The 22173-nt window shown below is 26.4% G+C and carries 25 protein-coding genes; 10 read left to right on the top strand and 15 right to left on the bottom strand.

Annotation, left to right across the window (positions count from 1 at the left end):
- The first annotated feature begins 11 nt into the window (after nt 1-11).
- On the top strand, nt 12-1037 hold the full coding sequence (purE, locus tag EDC42_RS02155; protein WP_069573608.1) for a 5-(carboxyamino)imidazole ribonucleotide mutase: 1026 nt from the start codon (nt 12-14) through the stop codon (nt 1035-1037).
- 7 nt (nt 1038-1044) lie between these two features.
- Nucleotides 1045-2298, top strand: a complete 1254-nt coding sequence (locus EDC42_RS02150) for a UbiD family decarboxylase (RefSeq protein WP_069573614.1) — start codon at nt 1045-1047, stop codon at nt 2296-2298.
- 20 nt (nt 2299-2318) lie between these two features.
- Here the strand turns inward: EDC42_RS02150 and amrS are convergent, their stop codons facing one another.
- Nucleotides 2319-3191, bottom strand: a complete 873-nt coding sequence (gene amrS / locus EDC42_RS02145) for an AmmeMemoRadiSam system radical SAM enzyme (protein WP_083234823.1) — start codon at nt 3189-3191, stop codon at nt 2319-2321.
- The gene (thiL, locus tag EDC42_RS02140) at nt 3178-4104 is read right to left on the bottom strand and encodes a thiamine-phosphate kinase (protein WP_069573619.1); all 927 of its coding nucleotides are present in this window, start codon (nt 4102-4104) and stop codon (nt 3178-3180) included. Before thiL ends, amrS begins: the two co-directional genes overlap by 14 nt.
- Nucleotides 4105-4264: 160 nt before the next feature.
- On the opposite strand from thiL, the gene EDC42_RS02135 reads away from it, so the two are divergent.
- Nucleotides 4265-4690, top strand: coding sequence for a hypothetical protein (locus tag EDC42_RS02135; protein ID WP_069573623.1), 426 nt, complete (start codon nt 4265-4267; stop codon nt 4688-4690).
- A 377-nt stretch (nt 4691-5067) separates the two neighbouring features.
- On the opposite strand, the gene cfbA (EDC42_RS02130) is transcribed toward EDC42_RS02135, so the two are convergent.
- The 3 genes from cfbA (EDC42_RS02130) to EDC42_RS02120 form a co-directional block, all read right to left on the bottom strand.
- Entirely contained in the window at nt 5068-5550 is a 483-nt protein-coding gene (cfbA, locus tag EDC42_RS02130; RefSeq protein WP_069573628.1) for a sirohydrochlorin nickelochelatase, read from the bottom strand.
- A gap of 90 nt (nt 5551-5640) precedes the next feature.
- Entirely contained in the window at nt 5641-6540 is a 900-nt protein-coding gene (cfbA, locus tag EDC42_RS02125) for a sirohydrochlorin nickelochelatase (RefSeq protein ID WP_069573632.1), read from the bottom strand.
- Nucleotides 6512-6910 carry a Zn-ribbon domain-containing OB-fold protein gene (locus tag EDC42_RS02120; RefSeq protein ID WP_069573637.1) on the bottom strand — a complete coding sequence of 133 codons (399 nt, stop codon included), beginning with the start codon at nt 6908-6910 and terminating at the stop codon, nt 6512-6514. The genes cfbA (EDC42_RS02125) and EDC42_RS02120 overlap by 29 nt, the downstream gene beginning before the upstream one ends.
- Before the next feature lie 170 nt (nt 6911-7080).
- Between EDC42_RS02120 and EDC42_RS02115 the strand changes: the two genes are divergently transcribed.
- The gene (locus EDC42_RS02115) at nt 7081-8019 is read left to right on the top strand and encodes a hypothetical protein (RefSeq protein WP_069573642.1); all 939 of its coding nucleotides are present in this window, start codon (nt 7081-7083) and stop codon (nt 8017-8019) included.
- A complete protein-coding gene (locus tag EDC42_RS02110; protein ID WP_233144857.1) occupies nt 8009-8878 on the top strand; it encodes a hypothetical protein in 870 nt (289 codons plus the stop codon). Before EDC42_RS02115 ends, EDC42_RS02110 begins: the two co-directional genes overlap by 11 nt.
- Here the strand turns inward: EDC42_RS02110 and EDC42_RS02105 are convergent.
- Genes EDC42_RS02105 through EDC42_RS02090 form a run of 4 tightly spaced genes read right to left on the bottom strand, consistent with a single transcriptional unit; the run spans nt 8875 to nt 12359 of the window.
- Nucleotides 8875-10137, bottom strand: coding sequence for a magnesium transporter (locus EDC42_RS02105; protein ID WP_069573646.1), 1263 nt, complete (start codon nt 10135-10137; stop codon nt 8875-8877). The two genes, EDC42_RS02110 and EDC42_RS02105, sit on opposite strands and share 4 nt — an antisense overlap.
- Nucleotides 10138-10164: 27 nt before the next feature.
- Entirely contained in the window at nt 10165-10767 is a 603-nt protein-coding gene (locus tag EDC42_RS02100; protein WP_083234824.1) for a potassium channel family protein, read from the bottom strand.
- Between the two features lie 10 nt (nt 10768-10777).
- Entirely contained in the window at nt 10778-11851 is a 1074-nt protein-coding gene (gene cobJ, locus EDC42_RS02095) for a precorrin-3B C(17)-methyltransferase (protein ID WP_069573650.1), read from the bottom strand.
- 7 nt (nt 11852-11858) lie between these two features.
- Entirely contained in the window at nt 11859-12359 is a 501-nt protein-coding gene (locus tag EDC42_RS02090) for a hypothetical protein (protein ID WP_069573653.1), read from the bottom strand.
- A 157-nt stretch (nt 12360-12516) separates the two neighbouring features.
- On the opposite strand from EDC42_RS02090, the gene EDC42_RS02085 reads away from it, so the two are divergent.
- Together EDC42_RS02085 and EDC42_RS02080 are read left to right on the top strand one after the other, a co-directional pair.
- On the top strand, nt 12517-14238 hold the full coding sequence (locus EDC42_RS02085) for a DNA-directed DNA polymerase II small subunit (RefSeq protein WP_069573655.1): 1722 nt from the start codon (nt 12517-12519) through the stop codon (nt 14236-14238).
- 9 nt (nt 14239-14247) lie between these two features.
- A complete protein-coding gene (locus tag EDC42_RS02080; protein WP_069573657.1) occupies nt 14248-14829 on the top strand; it encodes a class II aldolase/adducin family protein in 582 nt (193 codons plus the stop codon).
- On the opposite strand, the gene EDC42_RS02075 is transcribed toward EDC42_RS02080, so the two are convergent.
- Nucleotides 14826-15002: a ribbon-helix-helix domain-containing protein gene (locus EDC42_RS02075; RefSeq protein WP_069573659.1), complete on the bottom strand. Its 177-nt coding sequence runs from the start codon at nt 15000-15002 to the stop codon at nt 14826-14828. The two genes, EDC42_RS02080 and EDC42_RS02075, sit on opposite strands and share 4 nt — an antisense overlap.
- 147 nt (nt 15003-15149) lie before the next feature.
- Between EDC42_RS02075 and EDC42_RS02070 the strand changes: the two genes are divergently transcribed.
- Nucleotides 15150-15395, top strand: a complete 246-nt coding sequence (locus tag EDC42_RS02070) for a UPF0147 family protein (RefSeq protein WP_069573661.1) — start codon at nt 15150-15152, stop codon at nt 15393-15395.
- A gap of 22 nt (nt 15396-15417) precedes the next feature.
- Here the strand turns inward: EDC42_RS02070 and EDC42_RS02065 are convergent, their stop codons facing one another.
- The gene (locus tag EDC42_RS02065; RefSeq protein WP_069573663.1) at nt 15418-16431 is read right to left on the bottom strand and encodes a cobalt-precorrin 5A hydrolase; all 1014 of its coding nucleotides are present in this window, start codon (nt 16429-16431) and stop codon (nt 15418-15420) included.
- Entirely contained in the window at nt 16428-17462 is a 1035-nt protein-coding gene (locus EDC42_RS02060) for a cobalamin biosynthesis protein (protein WP_091698521.1), read from the bottom strand. Before EDC42_RS02060 ends, EDC42_RS02065 begins: the two co-directional genes overlap by 4 nt.
- Before the next feature lie 65 nt (nt 17463-17527).
- Here EDC42_RS02060 and EDC42_RS02055 point away from each other — a divergent pair, with 65 nt between their 5' ends.
- Both EDC42_RS02055 and EDC42_RS02050 read left to right on the top strand, forming a co-directional pair.
- Nucleotides 17528-17986: a DUF2299 family protein gene (locus EDC42_RS02055; protein WP_069575772.1), complete on the top strand. Its 459-nt coding sequence runs from the start codon at nt 17528-17530 to the stop codon at nt 17984-17986.
- Between the two features lie 646 nt (nt 17987-18632).
- Entirely contained in the window at nt 18633-19796 is a 1164-nt protein-coding gene (locus EDC42_RS02050; RefSeq protein ID WP_069575771.1) for a Cdc6/Cdc18 family protein, read from the top strand.
- Here the strand turns inward: EDC42_RS02050 and pyrB are convergent.
- From pyrB to hisG, 3 genes are read right to left on the bottom strand one after another with little or no spacing between them, the layout of a single operon-like run.
- A complete protein-coding gene (pyrB, locus tag EDC42_RS02045; protein WP_069575774.1) occupies nt 19789-20724 on the bottom strand; it encodes an aspartate carbamoyltransferase in 936 nt (311 codons plus the stop codon). The genes EDC42_RS02050 and pyrB overlap by 8 nt on opposite strands.
- Complete coding sequence (locus tag EDC42_RS02040) at nt 20717-21211, bottom strand: flavodoxin domain-containing protein (RefSeq protein ID WP_069575770.1); 495 nt, start codon at nt 21209-21211, stop codon at nt 20717-20719. The genes pyrB and EDC42_RS02040 overlap by 8 nt, the downstream gene beginning before the upstream one ends.
- Nucleotides 21208-22068 carry an ATP phosphoribosyltransferase gene (hisG, locus tag EDC42_RS02035; protein WP_069575769.1) on the bottom strand — a complete coding sequence of 287 codons (861 nt, stop codon included), beginning with the start codon at nt 22066-22068 and terminating at the stop codon, nt 21208-21210. Before hisG ends, EDC42_RS02040 begins: the two co-directional genes overlap by 4 nt.
- Nucleotides 22069-22173 lie beyond the last annotated feature (105 nt).

The following is a 22173-nucleotide window of genomic DNA, read 5'->3' as shown; positions in this document are numbered from 1 at the left end:
AGGATTTTAAAATGACACCAAAAATAATGATTATTCTTGGAAGTGGATCGGATATTGCTATAGCTGAAAAAAGTATGAAAATATTGGAAAAATTAGAAATTCCATATAGTTTAAAAATAGCATCTGCTCACAGAACACCTGATTTAGTACGTGAAATTGTTATTCAGGGCACTAATGCAGGAATTGAAGTGTTTATTGGTATTGCAGGACTTGCTGCACACTTACCAGGTGCAATTGCTGCTTATACACCAAGACCAGTTATTGGTGTACCAGTAGATGTTAAAACAGGAGGTGTTGATGCATTAGAATCCATTGTCCAAATGCCTTATCCTTCCCCAATTGCTACTGTAGGAATTGATAGAGGAGACAATGCTGCAATATTAGCTGCACAATTTATTGGACTTCATGATGATGAAATACGTCAAAAAATAATTAATTTAAGAAAAAATTACGCTTTAAAAGTTAAAAATAGTAATGAGGAAATCATACAAAAAATTGAAGATAAAAAATTCCTCCAAAATGATTTTTTAAGAATTAAAGACCTAAATATTAATGATATTGAAGCGGATGAAAGTGACCCATGCTGTAAAAATAAGAATGCTGATGTTGCAATAATTGTTGGAAGACAAACAGATGTTGTAACTGCTAAAAAAGTAGCAGTGATTTTAGACAGACTTAAAATTTCTCATGACACAAAAGTTGTTTGTCCCATTAGGTCCACTAAAAAATTCACAAATTATGTAAAAGCAATGAAAAATGCAAAAATATTCATTGGAATTAGCTCCAATTCTTCTCAAGTAACTGGTGGAATTGTAGGACTAACTGATAGACCGGTAATTGGCGTTCCTTGTACTAATGAAAATGGCGATGATTATATGCTTACCACAGTTAGTATGCCACCTGGAGTTCCTGTTGCAACCGTAGGAATAAACAACGGAAAAAATGCGGCAGTCCTTGCAGGAGAAATTTTATCAATTAATAATCCTTCTATTACAGAACTTCTCGGAAAAATAAAAAACAAAAAAATTAATTTATAGGGATACTATGATATTAAAAGATAAAAACATTATAGAAATTACCGAAGAACTTTCAAGTGAGTTTGAAGTAGCAAAAGTTTTAAGAAAATATCCAAAAGACACTGTTCTCATTAAAAATGTAAAAGGTTTCGATATTCCAGTTATCTCAGGAATATGTAACACAAGGGATAAAATCGCAAAATCAATTAACTGTGAAGTATCTGAAATTACTGAAAAAATTATCGAAGCTATGGAAAACCCAATTAAAGTAGACAAATTTACTGATTTTTCAGATTATGATAGTTTAGATATTGATTTAAATAAAATTCCTATTTTAACTCATTATACAAGAGATGGTGGAGCTTACATTACTGCAGGTGTTGTATTTGCACGTGATCCGGTAACTGGAATTCAAAATGCATCAATACACAGAATGATGGTCCTTGACAATAAACGATTAGTTATTAGGATTGTTCCAAGAAATCTCTATACTTACTTCCAAAATGCTCAGAAAGCAGGTGAAGATTTGCAAATTGCAATAGCTATCGGAATGGATCCTGCTATTTTACTTGCAAGTACTACTTCAATACCTATTGATTATAATGAAATGGATGTTGCAAATGCATTTAAAAATGGTGAATTAGAATTAATTAAATGCGGAGAACTAGAAGTTCCACAAGCGGACATTATATTGGAAGGTAAAATTTCAGTGACAGAAACTATTGCTGAAGGTCCATTTGTCGATTTAACTGACACTTATGATATTATTCGTGACCAGCCAATAATTAACTTAGAAAAAATGCACATTAAAAAAGATGCCGCATATCATGCAATTTTACCAGCTGGATTTGAACATAAATTATTACAAGGTCTTCCTCAAGAACCTAGAATATTCAAAGCTGTTAAAAATGCAGTTCCAACAGTTGAAAATGTTGTTTTAACTGAAGGTGGTTGTTGTTGGTTACATTCAGTTGTTTCAATTGATAAACAGACAGAAGGTGACGGTAAAAATGCTATTATGGCAGCATTATCTGCACATCCCTCACTGAAACATTGTGTTGTAGTTGACACTGATGTTAATGTCTTCGATGCTGAAGATGTTGAATATGCAATAGCCACACGTGTAAAAGGTGATAGAGACATTATGATTGTTCCTAATGTGCGCGGTTCTTCTCTTGATCCAGTAGCTAAGAGTGATGGTACAACTACTAAAATTGGAGTAGATGCAACAAAATCAATTAAAACACTTGAAAAATTTGAAAGAGTTAGTTTTTCTGAATAAACTAACTTTTGATTATATTTTTAAATATTGCCCAAATAAACATTCTGAATTCCTTTTTTTAAAGCTATTTCTTTTGCCTTAAACAATGTTTCTGTATTAGTTGGTGAAATATCATTCATTTTATAATAAGGAAACGCTCTTGAAAAATGTAGTGGAACTTCCGGACCTAATTCATTTACAACAAAATCACACAATTGTGTAATTTCGTCAATAGAATCATTAAATTCATTAATTATAAGATTTGTAATTTCTAAATGTTTATTTTCGAAATAAATCCTTTTTAAATTATCCAAAACAATGTCTAAATCAGCACCACAGACTTTTTTATAGAAATTGCTAGACATGGATTTCAAATCTATATTGAAGGCATCGACAAAACATAAAACTTCTTCTAAAGATTTTTCTGAAAAATATCCATTACTTACATATATCACTTTCAAATTTTTTTGTTTTGCAAGTAAAGAAGTTTTCCTGTTGAAGAGTAAGTGGATAGTAGGTTCATTATATGTCCAAGCAATTGACTTGCAATTGTAATTGATTGCATTTTCCACAATCTCCTCTGGTGTTATTTTAATACCTCTTGAATAGTTACCATATTCATGAGAGATTATATAGTTCTGACAGTGCAAACAACTCATATTGCACCCAAAACCTCCAATTGAATATGTTGACGTGTGAGGTAAAAATTTATTCAATGGTTTTTTTTCAATTGGATCTGGACTTAAAGATGAAACAATACCATATGATTCATCAAATAGCTCACCATTAATGTTTTTATGCTGATGACAAATACCAACATTACCCTCATCTATTTTACAATAATTAGCACAGATCTCACACCTGATTTTTTGTGTTTTAGAACTTTTTTTATACAAGTCATTACTCACCAACATAGTGCTCATAACCTTTATTTTTAATTTGTTCAACAAACCCATTTTCTAAAGTAAGTTCAATAACATCAGAATCAGATACAATACCAATAACCTTATACTCTATTGGTAATTTTTCTAAATTCTCTTTTGATATAGTAAATAACAATTCAAAATCCTCACCAATATGAAAGACTAAATCCAAATAATCTAAATTAAGATTACTGGCTAAATTTTTATATTCATCTGTAATTCCCAATAACTCTTCATGAATCATGAATCCAAAGCCATCTTTTTTAATTTCATATAATTCACTTGCAAGTCCATCAGTAATATCCGTAGCAGAAGTTGCACCATATTTTTTTAAAATTTGCCCCTCATTAATTCTAGCTTTTGGCCTTAGAGCATGCTTAACATAAATACTATCCAAATCATCTATTTCAAAACCTAATGCTGCAAGACCAATATCTCCAGTAATAGCTATTAAATCATCTTTTTTATAATTATTTTTCATTAATGGATTATCACATAACCCTAATGCTGTTCCAGATATTATTATTTCAGATGCTTCATTAGTATCACCACCAATTAATGGAATTGAATAATAATCACAAGCTTTTAAAACTCCACCAACAATTTCCTTAAAATTATCCACCTCCAAATTTTTTGGTATTGCCATTGATAAAAGAAATCCTAATGGTTTTGCACCCATAGCTGCTAAGTCACTCACATTAACTGTTACTGATTTAAATCCCATATCATAATAAGACATGTTTTTCGGAAAATGTCTTGATTGAATAAGCATGTCACAAGTTGAAATTAAATTAGAATTGTAAAATGGAGTAATTGCAGCATCATCCGGAGTAATTTTCTTTGAATTAGCAATAATATACCTAACTAATTCTTTTTCGCCAATATCAGAGACTTTTAGACTCATAAATATTAGTATAACTTTTAAAATAAATAAATTTTGTCTTTGTATAAATTTTAATTGTCTTAAAAATAATATCATATAATCTAACAATATAAATAACATATATGCATGAAAACAAGATACTGAATTAATTAATCCTGACTAAATACATGATGGTGGAAATGTGATTGGAAGACAAACAATAAACATCAATAAAAGTAGAGAGCTTGAAGAATTATATCAAATTATGGAGAAAAAATGGGATAAAGAAAAATATAATACTTTCTTTTTAGGAAAACCAAATCCGTTATCCATAGAAAAATACATCTGTTTACCGGCAACTCAAAGATATATGATAATTGCTTATCCTAGAAAAGGAGGAAAATTCTTTTCTAGAAATGATAAAGTTGTTTTAACTATTTGTGATACTCCAGATAGTATGAAAAATCAAATAGTTACTTCATTAGCTAGAGACAATATTTTTAAATTAACATATCAGATTAGTGAATCCAAATCTAGAAATGAAGAACGTAAAGGTCCAACTGAAGAAACGTTACAAGGATATACTGCATACATGAAACAAATACTTGAAGAAGAAGATTTGCTTTAAACAAAAATTTTAATTAATAATTTTAAATTTCAAACTAAAATCTCTAATATGTAAATGTTTTAAAATAAACCAAATAAATAATGAATATCATCTTGTTTGATATTAATTATTCATTACCTTATAATATAAGTCTAATTTCAAGTGTAAAATTAAAAAGTAGATTTCATTGATTTAAAGTGAAATGAAAATAAAAAATTTTAAAGTTATTAAAAAAAATCAAATTGATCTACTCAAAATCTAAATTTTAGACTGTTCGCCAAAAGTAATTTTTTCGATGCAAATTTTTCTTTGTTTTTGAATTGAAGTATTTTTAATCAGTTTCAAAAATTAATTTTAGATTTTTGGTGGACACCCTTTAGTAAAAAAATGTTTCAGAATCATAAATGTTCTGAAACTCTGTCTTTAATAATTTCATACATACGTTTATCAACACCAAGAGGATCTGTTAAGATTATTTCACCATCAAATTCAAATTCCTCTTCCTCTTCCTCATGACTGTGTTCATGATGATGGTGATGATGTCCATGACTATGGCCATGATCATGATGATGACAAGATACTTCTTCAATATCAAAGTCACTTTCAATACCCAGCAAATCCGGAATATCTCTTTTAGTATGTAATCCATGAGCAACAAATACCGGTACAACAATTATTTTTTCTAAATCATTTTCAGTGGTTAATTTTTTGATTGTTTCTGGAATACCTGGTTTTCTGATTTCCATAAAAGCATAATCTACAATAGCCTCTGGAAATTCTTCTAAATACATATTTTTATAAGCTTCAATTACTTTTTTACCTTCTTCTAACCTAGAACCATGGCTTAAAAGTAAAATTCCTGTTTTTTTATCAGACATAATATACTCTCCCTATAATTATTTGTAATTAATTTAAAATTAAATTTTATTAAGTTATCTTGAAAAAATAATTTTTCAAAAAAAATATTGAAGCTATAAAGCCTCATTTACCATTGCAACTAACATATCAATCAATATATCATCAGATTTAATAGGTTCAGGATAAAGAATCTCACCATCAAACTCAACAGGAGTTAAATCATGAGTATGGTCATGCCCATGATCTTCATGATTATGATCATGATCATCTAAAAATCCTAATATATGTGGAATATCATGAGTTGTATGCATTCCTGGAGCAATAAATACAGGAACAACAACTAATCGTTCTAATCTATTTTCATCTGCTAATTTATTAATAGATTCTGGTATGCTTGGACCGCATAATTCCATAAATCCAAAGCTAGATGGTAAATCACATGTTTTTTTGAATTTATCATATAATTCGGTGGCAAATTCTTTGTTGTAATGTAATCTAGAACCATGAGTAACAAGTAAAATACCTGTTTTAGCACTATCATCTAATTTAGATTCAGATAATGCTTCATTAATCCTTTTATCAATAATATCTAAAAGTTCATCACGAGGTCCAATTGAAGTTAATAATCTAATTTCACCATCAAAATCAACATCATCAGCTATTGATAAATAGTGTTCAGCAGGATACTTTCCATCAGGACATCTTGGATCAACTTCCAAAGGTTCTAAACCTAATAACTGTGGAATATCAATATTAGTATGAATTCCTGGAGCTAAAAATACAGGAAGTGCAATAATTTTATCTAAATCATCCACTTGTTCTTTTAATATCTCAACAGCACCGGCAATAGTAGGTTCAGATACTTTCATGTATCCAATTTCAGTAGCTAAACCACTTTTTTTTATGAATTTTTCTTTAATTTCTGTGAAAACTTCTTCTGCAAAAGGTAAAGTACTACCATGACTTACTAAAATCACACCAGCATTATTTGATAACTTTGAATTTGTATCCATAAGAGATAACTCCGTCTTTTCCATCTTCTCTTATTTTTCTAAATACCATTTCAACATCGTCACCGATTTCAAGGTCATCAACATCACAGTCTACAAGTTGTGAAGTTAATTTTGCTCCTTCCTCAAGCTCAATTACAGCTACTGCATATGGTGCTGATTTCTTGAAATCATCAGGTGCAGATCTAATTACTGAATATGTATAAATTTTACCTTTTCCTGAAAATTGGAAAGGTTCAAGATCTCCTTTTCTTCTACAATTAGGACAAACTACACGAGATGGGAAAAATAATTCACCACAGGTGTTACATTTAGTACCAATGAGATTATATCTTTGTTGAATATGACGCCATGTTCTTACAGTATCAGACATATGAATCCTCCATATATTTTTAATAAGTATAGTTTATACTAAATAATATAAATAAGTATTTTTTTTATTACTAATTTTAAACTTTTTTAGAAAAAGTAATAATTTTTGTGCAAAATCACCTAGTCACACTTACAAAATAAATTTATAAATTTCATCATAAATTTTTAAAAATGAAAATCAACTCTAAAGGAAATTTAATCGTAGGAACGACAGCTATTTTAATTATAGCATTATTATTTATTTGTATTTTTGTTGTAACATCTATAAATTATATTCAAAATAAAAATATCGGCATTGAAAGTAACGATAATTTCAAATATATTATTGATGATTATACACAAAACTTAGAACTTAATTGCAGAGACGCAATTGATGAAGCAACCCAAAAAGTTTTTAACGGACTTCCTGTGACAAACAGTGAAAACCAAATTAAAAAGAACTTAAATAAAATTTTAGATAAAAAAAATAAAGAATATGAAGAAAAATACGACGTAAAAATTAATTCTGAAACATTGTCTGTTGAAAATACCAAATCACCATGGAAAATACTTTTTAAAATTAAATTAAACATCAAAAAGGGTGATGAAAAATATTCTAAAATAGTTGAAAAAAATGCATCTGTTGAAGGTTTAAGAGACCCCTTACCAATAGCTAAACTAACCATTATGTCTGGAATTCTAACTTATGATAATCAAATTCATTATAAAACTGCATTATCTACATATATGTTATTACATCATTTAGATTCGCCAGAATCATATATTGAAGCAACAGCACCATTATACATTAAAAAATGCCCATATGATCCATATATCCATCATGGAGACCCTGGAGTAATTGAAGACTGTCTTAAACATGGATATTTTCATGAAAGTGCAGATGGAAGTTGTTATTTATGTAGATTAGAAGGAAAGGGAAAATGTCCTCATTATGGTTTAGAAGTATTCATACAAACTCATACACCTCTAAAAAATGAGTCTTTATCTTGCCCAGATCACGTTGTATTTGCAGACCATTATAACGGTGAAAAAATAAATCCAGATGATTGGAATAGCCTGATTTTAGATTCATCTCATAGAAAGAAATACGGGTTGATAAATGATGGATAATACTGGAAATATGACCATAGAAATAACAGTAGTTTTATTAATAGTTTTATTGATTATTAGTGTTACTATTACCTCCTATGAGAATATAACAGATAAACTAATTAAAACACAAGAAAAAGAAAATATGGAAATATTAACCTCTGAGATTGTTGATAACTTAATCAACAATCCTGGAGTACCAGAAAAATGGTTTGAATATGGTAAAGGAACACCTGGACTTGCAATTATAAATGAGGGTGGTGAAATTATTCCAAATAGCGTTTCATATTCAAAGTTAATCTCGCTTAAAGAAAATTATAAAAAACTTGTTGATGATCAGTTATTCAAATCTAAATTTCATTCATCAATGGAATTAATCCCTCAAAAGAGAACTATTTCAAGTGTAAAAATTGGTTCTAATAGTGAATCAAATAATATATTTTCAGTTAATAGATTGGTAAAATGTGATTTTTACAAAAAATATGTTTTAAAAGACTTTAAAAATGATGGAAAATGTAATCACAATCATGACCAAAAATATCATAGTTGTAATTATTTTAAAATTTTTAAAGGAAATCTAAAAAATTCAGATTACTATTTATTAATCGAGGATAGTGAAAAGTATGATTTAAAATATATTGTTGATACAACAAGAGTTGTTAAAGAAAAATATTGGGAAAATGCAATATCAAATAAAATTTATTTAAATGATAAAATTAATTTTTATGATGATACAAGTGCAATCGTATTTATTCATTTTAACAAACCACAATCTAAGGTTGTTTTAGTAAGTGTTCCTAAAAATTTTGATAAAAATAAATTAAATTATGATTATTTTATAACAAACGAATGTCAATTTGTTCTAAAAGTATGGTATTAAATTAAAGTACCTAATATCAATAAAGACATGGAAATTAAAATTAAACTAGAAATTGAATCTGTAACACTTGTTGAAATCGGAATTACAATATTATCCGGATCTAAATTATTATTATATGAACTTGTTGATATATAATAAACAAGAAATACCATGACTGTAACTAAAATAATACCTGATAATCCACTAATTAGAATTATTTTATCAAAACCAACACCAATTGTTCCAAATGAAATTGATGATGTCTCTGCAAGGATTCCGATTAATGGAAATATAACAATAGCTAATATATAACAAATTCCAAAATTATGGATTGTTTCCCCTTCTGGTTTAGATAAAGGCTCAATTAAACCAGAATGAAGACCAGATGATATTCTTGCACCTAAAATACTAATTAAACTTCCACTTTCACCTGAAAATAACGGAATTAATGTAAGTAAACTAGGATTACTAAGTAATGTTTCAACAGAACTATTTAAAATTCCTCCTGCAGATCCTCCTAAAAAAGAACATAAAAGTAATATTGGTGTAGATTGTCTTAAAATAGTTTTAGTTTCATAAGATAATTTATAACAATGAATAAAACTCATTAAAACTGCAATTAAAATAATTGCTAAAATTACATCCTTAACAATGAGATTGAAATTTAAAGATTTCAAAATAAAAATTGATACAATGATTGCAGGTAAAGTAAATAAATCACCGAATGCTGCAATAATCGGACTTGTAATATTGTCTGGATCCCAACCATGTTCAAAACTTTTAAAAGAAATAAACATAGTTATTGGTAGCATTATTAAGTTTGAAATTAAGCCAGCAATTGTACAAATTAATATAAAATCAATTAAATCCATTGAATGATAATGTAGTAAAATACAAAAAATCTTTGCTACAATACCTAAAAATATAGATAAAACTAATGTTAAAACAAATGAGGAAAATATATTATTGTTTAAATCATCTGAAAATTCAAAATGTGGAGATATTAAACCAATGTGTAAACTAGTAGATAATCTTGAAGCAAATGATCCAAAAATATTTCCCCTCATTCCAATAGCTCCAGGAATAACAACCAACAAACCTGGAAAAGACTCAAGGAAAAAAGTCATCTTACCTAATACAATACCTGCTATTAAATCTCCAACAGCACAGATTAAAAGAGCAATTAATCCTTCTTTTATAACATAGTCATGTTCACTGAAAAATTCAGAAAATGTTCGAGTAGATAGTGAACTGCGTATCTTCTTCTGTTGCTTTTTCACATATATCACTACCTATACTCATTTAAATCACTCTAATTCTTCTTCTAATTCTTCTGGAATATCTTCAAGAGAACAAGCTCCAGAAGCAAGTTTTTCTAATAATTCAGCACCTTCATAAGTACCTTTTAAAATTAATACATCATTAGCTAAAAGCATTGTATTTTTATCTGGACCATAAATCCAAGACACACCTCTTCTAATAGCAATTACTCTCATACCAGTACGATTAACTAAAAGTAAATCACCTAATGTATTATTTGCTAATTCTGATGATTCATCAATTGTTACTCTAACAATACTTTTATCAGATTCTTCCATTACCATTTTAAATACCGGATGTGGTTTAAAACCAGTGATTACTAAATCAGCTAAATCTTTTGCAGCATTAGCCATACTTTCAGCAGCTTCAGCAATTTCAAGTAATGCGGTTAATTTTTCAGCATCTTCATATGAACGTGCTGCAACTAATGATTCTTTCTTAATTTCATAATTCATTGAATTAACTTCATTTTCTAATGTAATCACTTCTTCTGCTGCATCTTTACTGTTAAATAAAACAGCCGAGTAAGCTAAATCCACCATAAGTTCCGACATATTTTTCATTTCTATTAAAAGATTTTTAATTGACAATTACATACACCTAAAGATTATTTGGATTATTTTTCAATAAACATGCTCTTCTAAGCTTTAATAAAGTTTTTTTCTTTGATTTTAAATCTTCAATATCTTCTAAAATATTTTCAAAAGGTGGGCGTAAACATTCAATACTTTCTTTATTATGCAACCATATACAATTTTTACAATTCCAAACATTTTTACCTTTAATCCACTCCCCACCAGTTGAAGAATCCCCACATGGATAAAATGGACAATAACAGAAATCACAATATTGACCTTCATAATGACATGGATAAAATTCACATTCACTATTTGGACCATTGGCAATTTCTCCATTTAAGAACTTTTCATAATGATTACGTGATAATTCATGAATTTTGGATCTAATTACATATCCTCTTGGTGTTACAAGTTTTCCATCTTGAACATAAGTTAAATCATTTCCAACAATTAAAGTACAAGACATATTAACCATGTCTTCAGTTAATTCTTTAATTTTAACAATGCTTGCTTTTGGAGGTTCATATGTACTATCAACAATACCAATTAAGGCATCTTCACCTTTAATATTAAAAACGCATTGTTTAAATCTTTTAAATGGTTCTTTACAAGTTTTACTAATCGGATTATAAATTGCAACAACTAAATTAGCTTTAAGAGCATATTCTAATTTTTTTTCAATTTCAGATAAAGGAGTTAAAATATTACTTAAACTAATTGCTGCAAAATCGTTTAAAGGTGCTCCTAAATGACTAGAAGCATAATTTAATGCAGAAACACCAGGATAAACCTTTATTTCAACACCTTCATATTTACTAACAATTTGATATAATACATTTGCCATTCCAAATACGCCAGGATCTCCAGAACTAATCAATGAAACATTTTGACCATTTAAACTTCTTTGAATAGCGAATTCAGCTCTAGCTATCTCATCACCCATACCTTTTTTAATGACCTCTTTATCTTGAACTAAATCTTCAATTTGATCAATATATTTTTTATAACCGATTATTACATCAGACTCTTCAATAGCTTTTAAAGCACCTAATGTCATGTTTTCTCTATTTTGACCAATACCTATTACATAAATCATTTTACCACTAATATAATTTTAAAACTGAAGTTATTGTCATTGAATTTGTATCAGCCATTATTCCTTCACCTCTATAAGATGCAGGTGCAGAAGCTATAATCTTATAAGATGGTTCTTGACTAATAATAATTTGTCCTGAAGTTGAATTAGGGGAAGCATAGCCTAAAGCTTCAATAATTACAGTAAAATTTTTATCATTACTTGGATTATCACGTGTAGATATATTCATTGAATCAACATTAACACCATCAACCTTAGACAAGTCTTGCATTTTGAGTGCAACATCTTTTTTATTAGTAATATTGATTGGAGTTGGATCTTTTATTAAAGCTTCATTAACAGTTTCAGGATTTAAAATAGAAGATATTTTTTGTATTTGCATGTCAATTAATCCTTGAATATTAGGAGCTTCAGCAGTGACAATAGTATATGAACTAAAGAGGCCTACTTCAAAAAATATAACAAATAAAACAACTATTAAAATAATTCTAACAAATTTATTCGCCATTTTATCACAATCATTATTTTAACTTATAATACATTAATTTCTATTTTTAATATATAATAAAGATAACTAATTAATGAAAATTTAACAACAAAAAATAAAAATTTGATAATAAAATTCTCAAAGTTTATTAATATAAAAAATAAAAATTTTAAATAACATGTCAACTAATAAAATTCTATTAAAATTTGCAAAAAAAGGAATCAACCTATCACCTGAAGCATATAATAAGGTTATAAATGCTAAAGATCCTATAAATTATGCATCATCATTAATAGTTAAATTAAAAAGTGATAAATTTTCACCAAAAGATTTAATATCTGTTAGTGGAGAAATGGTTGATGAAATTAATGGTATTAAAAAAGAAGAGTCAAATAACCAAAAATCATTAACAGAAGATATAACACATAATGAAGAAATAAAAATTAAAAAAGAAAGTATAAAAGAAACACCTTCTGAAATACAGCCACAAATAAAAGTTGACACAAAAGCAGAAAATAAACAAGATTTAAGTATTATCAAAAAAGAAGATACTATAGATAACTTAAAAAAAGAAAGTGATACTCCTGAAAAATATATAAATAAAGAAATTTTAGAAGCATCTGAAACAATTAAAGATGAAAAAATTAAATTTAAAAGAAATGAACAAAAAACTAATGTTAAATACGATTTTAAAATAATACAAGATACTTCTAAAAAATCATATACAAGTGGTGAAATTGAAAACTTAATTTCTTATTTTAAAAGTAGATACGAAAAATTATCTAATATCTTATCCAAAAGACCAGAACTTAGGAATTATACTAAAATAGCTGATATTGATGATTCACAAGAGAATTTAAGTTTAATATTAATGGTTCGTGAAATAAGAACCAGTAAAAATGGTCATAAAATTATCGAATTTGAAGATGATACTGGAACAATTTCAATTTTGTTCTCACATAATAATGAAGAGCTATTTGCTGAAGCTGAAAAACTTGTAAAAGATGAAGTTATTGGCGTTATTGCAAATAAAAGTGATGATCCGGGATTTGCATTTGGCCAACAAATCATTGATCCGGGTGTTTTAAGAGTTCCAGATAAAGAAATGGATTTTGGAATTGTATTTTTATCAGATGTTCACATTGGTAGTTTAACATTTCTTGAAGATGCTTTCCAAAGATTTATTGATTGGATAAATTGTGAATATGGATCAGAAGAGCAAAGAAGAATTGCTGAAGATGTCAAATATCTTGTTATTGGTGGAGACATTGTAGATGGTATTGGTGTTTATCCAAATCAAGATAAGGAATTAGCAATTAAAGATATTACTGAACAATATAACGAAGCAGCTAGATTTTTAGGAAATATTAGAAGTGATATTAAGATTATTATTGCACCTGGAAATCACGATGCATCAAGAGTAGCAGAACCACAACCTGCTGTTCCAGAAGAATATGCAAAAGCACTTTATGAACTTGATAATGTGGAATTCATATCAAATCCTGGTGTCGTGTCTCTTGATGGAATTAATGTTTTAATATATCATGGCCGAAGTTTTGATGATTTGGTAATGGCTGTTAAACAATTTACTCATGAAAGAAATGATTTATTAATGGAGGAATTGTTGAAAAAAAGACATTTAGCACCAATTTATGGAGAAAGAACTCCTCTTGCATCAGAACTTGAAGATTATTTAGTAATAGATGAATTACCAGATATATTCCATACAGGTCATGTTCACATTAATACATATAAAAAATTCAAAGGAATTCACTTAATTAATTCTGGTACTTTCCAGACTCAAACTGAATTTCAGAAAATTTACAATATTGAACCAACGCCTGCTCAAGTTCCAGTAATTCACAAAGGAAAATATAAACATTTAAAATTTATTGAATGAGGTTATTTAATGAAAAAACATATAAATGAAATTATAAATGTTTCTAATGAAATTTATAACAAAGGATTAGTTTCTGGAAAAGCCGGAAATATTAGTAAAAGAATTAAAGGAAGTACTGGAGATATTGTTGCTATTACTCCAACATTAAAATCATTATCTTATTTAAAAGAAGAAGATATTGTATTAGTTGATATGGATGGGAATTTGTTAACTAGAGGAAAACCTTCTTCAGAATTAAATATGCATTTAGAAATTTATAAAAAAAGATCTGATGTAAATGCTATTGTTCACACTCACTCAACATATGCTACTGGATTTGCTTTTTCATCAAAAAAACTTAAAAGATTAGAAGGTTTTGGAGAAATAAAAAATCCTTATTTAAATTCAATTGAATATTTTAAACCAGGTACTAGCGAATTAGCTAAAAATGCTAGTGAGGGAATAAAAAATGAAGATGTTTTAATTTTAAAAAATCATGGTGTGATTTGTGTTAGTGATAAGTTAAAAGAAGCAAAATTACTCTCAATTTTTGTTGAAGAGAGTGCTAAAACACAATTTGTAACATGTATGTTAAATTCAGTTGAAGACTAACTATTATCTTCATCTGAATAAGAAATATTACTATTTTTTCTATTTTCCATTCCTTCATTAATCATTTTAATTATTAATCCAGATAATGAAGTATCTTCATCAATAGCAAGTTTTTTTAATTCTTTTTTTAAATCAACGGGAAGATTTATAGTTGTTCTACTTATATCTGACATGATTATAATTATTTTTTAATTAATTATTATATTTTTCTACAAATGAAATGGGATGATTACCACAAAATATTTAAAGAGATTACAAACAAATATAGATATTAATAATTTTATTAACTGTTTTTAATAACACGTTTTGGAGGGAGTATTATGAGTAGTCAAATTGACGAAGTTTGTGAAATACTTGAATATATCGCAGATAACAACACTGTACCTCGTAACATTAGAGAGGCTGCAGGAAAATCCAGTACTTTATTAAAAGATGAAGAACAAGATCAATCTGTAAAAATAAGTACTGTTTTAGGAAAATTAGATGAAATTAGTAATGATCCAAACATCCCTGTTCATGCAAGAACATTAATTTGGGAAGTTTTGTCTAAATTAGAATCAATCTAATTCCTTTTTTATTTTTTATTACTTATTTTGAAAGTGCAATAGATATTGTAACACCATCATAGGATGTTTTTTTATATATTAATTTTGAATCAAAACCTGCCGTGATTAATGCTGAAGGTTCACATACACCATAAATACCAAATTTTGAATATACAAATTCCGATTTTTGAATATCATTTGATTCAAAAAGTTTTAATTTATCTAATTCAACAAAATTAACAGGTATATTTAATTTATCTGAAAGTTCTAATATCCCTTGTTCATTTTTTTTTATTTCAGCTGATGAAAACATGTTAATTCGTGATTTATCAATGTTTAACTCGTTTATTGATTTTATTAAACTTTTATATATATCAGAACATTCTTTTCCACGTCTACAACCAATTCCAACAACAATTTTTCTTTCTTTTAAGATTATTTTATGATTATCTAATTTAACATGTATTTCATCTGTATTAATATTATTTGAATAAGAAAAAGAGACATCTATTTCAAGTGTAATATTTTTCAAATAATTAAATAAATAATCAAAATTTTTATTTGGATTAATTGTAAAATTAAGTTGTTCGCCCTCAAGAATTGATTTGTTAAAAAACAATATTTCCTTTGTATTATTAATTGACAAATAAAGATCTTTTGCTAAAATATCTATTCCTAATTTTTTATTAACATCAGTAGATGTTGTAATAACAGGTATTGCATCGATTAAATTAGCAATTTTATCTGTTAATTTATTAGCACCCCCAAGATGACCTGACAAAGTAGAAATAACAAAATTACCATTATCATCAATATTTAAAATAGCCGGATCAGTAACTTTAGATTCTATTAAAGGGGCAATTGTTCTAATTAAAATTCCAGAAGCCATTATTGCTATTATTGCATCATATTCATAAAATAATATTTGAAAATATTTTTTAACATTTTTATGATATAAATCTACTTTCAATATAGTTGAATCCTCATTTAATTTTTCTTTTAATTTAAAAGCTAATTTTTGACCTTTATTTGAAACAGATATAATCGCTAATTTCATAATATCACATAAATTAATATAAATAAACAAATAATTGTTAATGTAAATAAAATAATTGATAATTTAGATAATTTAACAGCACTTGAAATGTCATTAGCAGTGATTATTTTATTATTATCTCCTAAAATGTATGTATCTTTTTTTATCAATTGAATATTTAATGCTCCTGCTGTTGATGCCATTGTATAACCTGAATTTGGAGATGGGCATTTTCTAGCATCTCTCATCATTATTTTAAAACTATTTTTCCCATCTAAATTAAGTAAATATGCAGACATAACAATAAATAAACCTGCGATTCTTGAAGGAATATAATTTAAAATATCATCTATTTTTGCAGGTAAAAAACCAATATAGATTAATTCCTGTGTTTTATATCCAAGCATTGCATCATGCGTATTTGAAAGTCTATATAACATTGGTACTAACAATAATAAATACAATTTCAAATGAACTGGATAAAATAAAATGAATATTGCAAAAATAATATAATAAAAAATTGGTGCAACATAAGAATCAGTTATATTTTCAGTTAAACTTTCAATAACTGCAGAAACAATGAAACATTCAGATAAATCTTCCGTGTTTCTACTAACTAAATATGAAACTGATTTTCTTGCTTTTTTAATATCATTATCTAAATCATTTTTAACATCAATTGCTGTTTGTAAAAGCATTTTAACAGAAAATGTTGAAGATAAAAGAATTGAAAATACTAAAAATAATAAAATAATATTATTTTTAATAATAGTATAAATTATTAATAATAATACACTTGAAATAACACTAGTACATAAAACAAGCATCAAACCAGATGCCCAATTTTTAATATTAATAAATTTTTTTTTAAAAAAATTAATCAATGAACCCATTATTACAACAGGGTGTATTTTTCCTGGAAGTTCACCAAATAAGACATCTATTACAAGTGAAAGTAATAATGCAAATATTATAAATAGAAATAAATAAAATGAAATAATATTATTTATATTTATTAAATTTATATTATTTATTAATTCATTATACACCATGATTTATTATATATAATATAAAAAAATAAATAATTTATTATATTTCTTTAATTGATGATGATATTATGATTAATGAAAAAACAATTGAAAAATGGTTACTTGATGAAGACATGTTACGTGAAATGAAGTTTGATGAAAACGCTGATTTTCATTTTATTATTGAATTTCCAAAAGACAATATAATAGATATTGTAAAACCGAAACAAAAAGATTGTATTGTTTTTGCATGTGCAACACAAGTTTCACAAGAACATATTAATTTGATGGTTTCAGCAGATTTAAAAACTAAAAAAGATTTTATTTTAGAATTAAATTTTGGATTAAATAATTTTTTAGTTGACTATGAACTTCAAATTCATGACGAAATGTTACAACAGTTTATTATCACTGATCAAATATTTGAAGATGGATTAACTAAAGATAACTTTATTAAAACTATAAAAAGAGTTTTTAAATCAAAATTACATTGTATTTGGTTAATTGAAAAAAAATTTAATAATCCTTCTTTTTCACCCATAAAATAATATACTAATTTAAAGAGAGAGAGGTACATTTCAAGTATAACATTTCCGAATGTATATTAAGAATGAAGAGGTATATTTCAAGTGTAAACATTTGAAATTTATCTCTATTTTTTGCACTTGATTTTTTATTCTATAATCTCATTTTTCTTTGTTTTTTAATTCAAATTTATATTTAATTTTTCTAAAATTTTTACACTTGAAACTCATGTCTTGATTTTTGTTTTTTGCAAAATTTAGTTACACTTGAAATTCATGTCTCTCTCTTAATTTAAAATCATGATAATTTTTTTAAAAAATAATGTTCAGTTCATTGAATATACTTTAATTTTGTTTTTTATCATGTAATTTTACACTTGAAATTGTTATATTATATTTGAAATAGTACTATTTCATATTTAAATTTTAATCTTATTTAATAGGATATTTTTTTATTTAAGTAAATTTTAATAATTATTATTATATTTAATTAATTTTTATTTTGTTTTATTTAATTTAATTTATTTTTATCAATTTAATTTTTTATAATTTTATTAATTTTATTACATTTTTATAAAATTGTAATAAAAATGTTTATTTAGGATATATTTTATATTATTAACACTGGAAATTATACTCTAATTTTTTTATAAATTTTTATGGTGGATATATGTCAAATATTTTTGAAGATTTAGAAAATGATGAAACACAAGGGCCTACTATATTTAAAGATAAACGTCCTTTAGATCATAGATGGTTACCTGATAAATTAGTTCACAGAGAAGAACAAATTAGGCAAATTGCAAAAAATTGGATTGATGTTTTAAGCAATGTAACTCCGTCTAATGTTACTTTATATGGTAAAACAGGAACAGGTAAAACAGCTGCATCAAAATTTGCCCGTGAACAATTAATTGATATTGCTCGTAAAAAGAATATTTTTGTTAAAGTTGAATATATTAGATGTACTGATTATACAACTGAATATCAGGTAATTGCAGAATTATGTAATAAACTTGGACGTGATGTTCCAAATCGTGGTTGGACAAAAGGTGAAGTTGTAAATACATTTAGAGACATTTTTAAAACAAATGCATTTGGTAAAAAGTTACATTTAATTGTTATTTTAGATGAAATTGATATTTTACTTGATAAAGATGGGGATGGAATTTTATACACTCTTACAAGAACAGAAAATGTTTCTGTATTATGTATAAGTAATTATTTAGATTTTAAAAATTTGATTAAATCTAGGGTTACAAGTAGTTTAAATGATAAAGAGATAGTATTTCCTCCTTATGGTGCAGATCAATTATCTGATATTTTAAAAGAAAGGGCAGAATTATCTTTTAATGAAAATGTATTGGAAAATGATGTTATTCCATTATGTTCAGCAATGGCCGCTAAAGAGGAAGGTGATGCAAGGTATGCTCTTGACTTACTTAAAAATGCTGGTGAATTAGCTTTTGATGAAGATTCAGAAAAAGTTACAAATAATCATGTAAAAAGAGCAAAAGATAAAATAGAACACAATAAAGTTATTGAAATTATATCCACTTTACCACTTCAACAACAAAGAGTTTTAGAATCTATTTTAAATTTAACAAAACAAAAAGAAGAAATTACATCTGGTAAATTATATGAAGCTTATACAGATTTATATAAAAAAGATGCAGTTACTTACAGAAGAATATTTGACTTTATTAATGAACTTGAAATGTTAGGAATTATTTCCACTAATACAATCTCACGCGGTCGTGGAAAAGGAAGAACTAATATTATTAAACTTCAATGTGATGAAACATTACTTGAAACAACCTTATTTTCTATTTAGGGTTGTTTTTTATTAATGTTTTTAAAATGGCCATTCTCACAGGAACAGCATTAGCAGCTTGTGTAAAATACTTATTATATTTTGTATTATCAACATTAGTATCTATTTCATCAATTCTTGGTAAAGGATGCATAATAATTAAATCTTTACCTTCAAGCATGTTTTTATTAATAATATATGCACCTTTTATTTTTAAATAATCATTAATATCTGCAAAACGTTCTTTTTGTATTCTAGTTACATATAAAACGTTTACATCATCAATTATTTCTTCAATTGAACCGATTTCTTTATATTCTACATTGGTTTTGTTCAAATCATGAAGAACTTCTTGAGGCATTTTAAGCTCAGGAGGTGATATTAAATATATTTTAATATTTTTAAATAAACCTAAAGCATGTGTTAATGAATGAACTGTACGACCAAATTTTAAATCACCAATTAATGCTATTTTTAAATTATCAATTTCACCGATTTCATTTTTAATAGTATATAAATCCAATAATGTTTGTGTAGGGTGTTGACCAGCACCATCACCTGCATTAATTACAGGTACATCTACAATATCTGATATAAATTTTGATACTCCTTCAAGTTCATGTCTTATAACTAATGCGTCACAATATCCTTCAAACATTTTTGCCGTATCTGCAATACTTTCACCTTTAGACACGGAACTAGATCCACTATTTTCAAATCCAATACATTCTCCACTTAAACGTTTCATGGATGTTTCAAATGACATTTTAGTCCTTGTTGAAGGTTCAAAAAACATTAATCCAAGAATTTTTCCTTTAAGCTCTTCAGATATTTCTCTAGATTTGGCAATATTTTCTAATTTTGATGCTTCATCTAGTATATATTCAATATCTTTTCTTTCAAAATCTTTCACTGAAATTATGTTTTTTAATCTAAAAATTTTAATCAACCCTTTTTTCAATCAAATTGTTTATATAATCACTAAATTTATTGATTTCATCAATGTTTAAACTTGGAAGGTTTTCTTTATTTTTAATTTTATTTTTTGTTTTTATTTTTTCAAAAAAATTTCCTTCATTAATATTTAATTCATATCCAAAATTTGAGTTAATACATGATGAATTTACTAATTCTTCTGTAAATATTTTATTAAATATGTCTTCTGTATTAATATTTTCTTCACTATTAATGACCAGTGCAATTGGTTTTTCTTTTATTGTTTTAATATTTCTAATAATATATCTTTTTAAACTACTCTGAAATTTACCGTTATATGCAGAAGCAATGAATATGATGAAATTATATTTTAAAATGCATGTTGTTTTTGCTTTTTCAATAGGTATTAATTGTACATCAGTGTTAATTTTACTAGCTAATATTTTACAAGCTTTTTTTGTAGATTTTTTTGAAGTAGAATATATTATTCCAATTTTCATATTATTCTTTCAATTGGTACTACAAGAATATCTTTTGCACCAGCATTCCTTAAACAGTTTACAAGTTCAAATACTTCTTTTTCATCAATAACTGCTTGAACAGCAACAGTTTTTTCATTTGATAATACTTCAGATATTGTTAAACCTCCCATGGAAGGCATTACTTCTTTAACTTTATCCAAATCATCATTTTTCACATTCATCATAATTAATTTTTTACGTTCAGCGTCAAGAACTCCTTTAATACTTGTACTAACGGCTTCAATTAATTCTTTTTTATTTTTTAAACTATATTTATTTCCAATAAGTTTAATTGTGCTATCTAAAATATTATCAATTATTTGTAGATGATTCATTTTTAAAGTTGTTCCAGTACTTGTTAAATCAGTAATCAAATCAGCAATTCCAATAAATGGTGCAGCTTCTGTTGATCCGCTTAGTTTAACAATTTTTAAACTTAAACCTTTTTTATCTAGGTATTTTTTAGTTAATACTGGAAATTCAGTAGCGACTTTCATTTCTTCTGTAATATCATCAACTGAATTTATATTTGATTCTTCTGGAGCTGCTAAAACTAATTTTGTTTGACCAAATCTTAAGTCAAGTAATTCTATAACATCTGCTTCATTTTCATTAATTAAATCAACACCTGTTATTCCCATATCTGCAACTCCATCATTGACAAATTCTGGAATATCAGATGCTCTTGCAAACATAACTTCTATATCTTCATTAAATGTTTTTGAAATTAGTTTTCTATTATTTTTATCAATTAACCCTAAACCTGCTTTTTCTAAAATGTTTATAGAAGGTTCACTTATTCTTCCTTTCGATGGTATTGCAATTTTAATTTTCATCATATCTTCTCAAATTTTTTTTCTTATATTATTTTATAAATTTATTTTATAAATAAGTATTTTTTTATTATTATTTTCTTATTTATTTTAATAATTAATTCTTAT

This window comes from Methanobrevibacter gottschalkii DSM 11977 (assembly GCF_003814835.1).
Lineage (GTDB): Archaea > Methanobacteriota > Methanobacteria > Methanobacteriales > Methanobacteriaceae > Methanocatella > Methanocatella gottschalkii.
This window is presented reverse-complemented; position numbering and strand designations above follow the sequence as displayed.

Coding starts and splice junctions, on each gene's coding strand:
- EDC42_RS02060 (WP_091698521.1), bottom strand. CDS start 17,462: ATGGTGTATAATGAATTAATAAATAATATAAATTTAATAAATATAAAT.
- EDC42_RS02055 (WP_069575772.1), top strand. CDS start 17,528: ATGATTAATGAAAAAACAATTGAAAAATGGTTACTTGATGAAGACATG.
- EDC42_RS02120 (WP_069573637.1), bottom strand. CDS start 6,910: ATGTCTGATACTGTAAGAACATGGCGTCATATTCAACAAAGATATAAT.
- EDC42_RS02080 (WP_069573657.1), top strand. CDS start 14,248: ATGAAAAAACATATAAATGAAATTATAAATGTTTCTAATGAAATTTAT.
- EDC42_RS02150 (WP_069573614.1), top strand. CDS start 1,045: ATGATATTAAAAGATAAAAACATTATAGAAATTACCGAAGAACTTTCA.
- cfbA (WP_069573632.1), bottom strand. CDS start 6,540: ATGGATACAAATTCAAAGTTATCAAATAATGCTGGTGTGATTTTAGTA.
- EDC42_RS02065 (WP_069573663.1), bottom strand. CDS start 16,431: ATGAAATTAGCGATTATATCTGTTTCAAATAAAGGTCAAAAATTAGCT.
- EDC42_RS02040 (WP_069575770.1), bottom strand. CDS start 21,211: ATGAAAATTGGAATAATATATTCTACTTCAAAAAAATCTACAAAAAAA.
- EDC42_RS02085 (WP_069573655.1), top strand. CDS start 12,517: ATGTCAACTAATAAAATTCTATTAAAATTTGCAAAAAAAGGAATCAAC.
- thiL (WP_069573619.1), bottom strand. CDS start 4,104: ATGAGTCTAAAAGTCTCTGATATTGGCGAAAAAGAATTAGTTAGGTAT.
- cobJ (WP_069573650.1), bottom strand. CDS start 11,851: ATGATTTATGTAATAGGTATTGGTCAAAATAGAGAAAACATGACATTA.
- purE (WP_069573608.1), top strand. CDS start 12: ATGACACCAAAAATAATGATTATTCTTGGAAGTGGATCGGATATTGCT.
- EDC42_RS02115 (WP_069573642.1), top strand. CDS start 7,081: ATGAAAATCAACTCTAAAGGAAATTTAATCGTAGGAACGACAGCTATT.
- EDC42_RS02050 (WP_069575771.1), top strand. CDS start 18,633: ATGTCAAATATTTTTGAAGATTTAGAAAATGATGAAACACAAGGGCCT.
- hisG (WP_069575769.1), bottom strand. CDS start 22,068: ATGAAAATTAAAATTGCAATACCATCGAAAGGAAGAATAAGTGAACCT.
- EDC42_RS02070 (WP_069573661.1), top strand. CDS start 15,150: ATGAGTAGTCAAATTGACGAAGTTTGTGAAATACTTGAATATATCGCA.
- EDC42_RS02075 (WP_069573659.1), bottom strand. CDS start 15,002: ATGTCAGATATAAGTAGAACAACTATAAATCTTCCCGTTGATTTAAAA.
- EDC42_RS02090 (WP_069573653.1), bottom strand. CDS start 12,359: ATGGCGAATAAATTTGTTAGAATTATTTTAATAGTTGTTTTATTTGTT.
- amrS (WP_083234823.1), bottom strand. CDS start 3,191: ATGTTGGTGAGTAATGACTTGTATAAAAAAAGTTCTAAAACACAAAAA.
- EDC42_RS02110 (WP_233144857.1), top strand. CDS start 8,009: ATGATGGATAATACTGGAAATATGACCATAGAAATAACAGTAGTTTTA.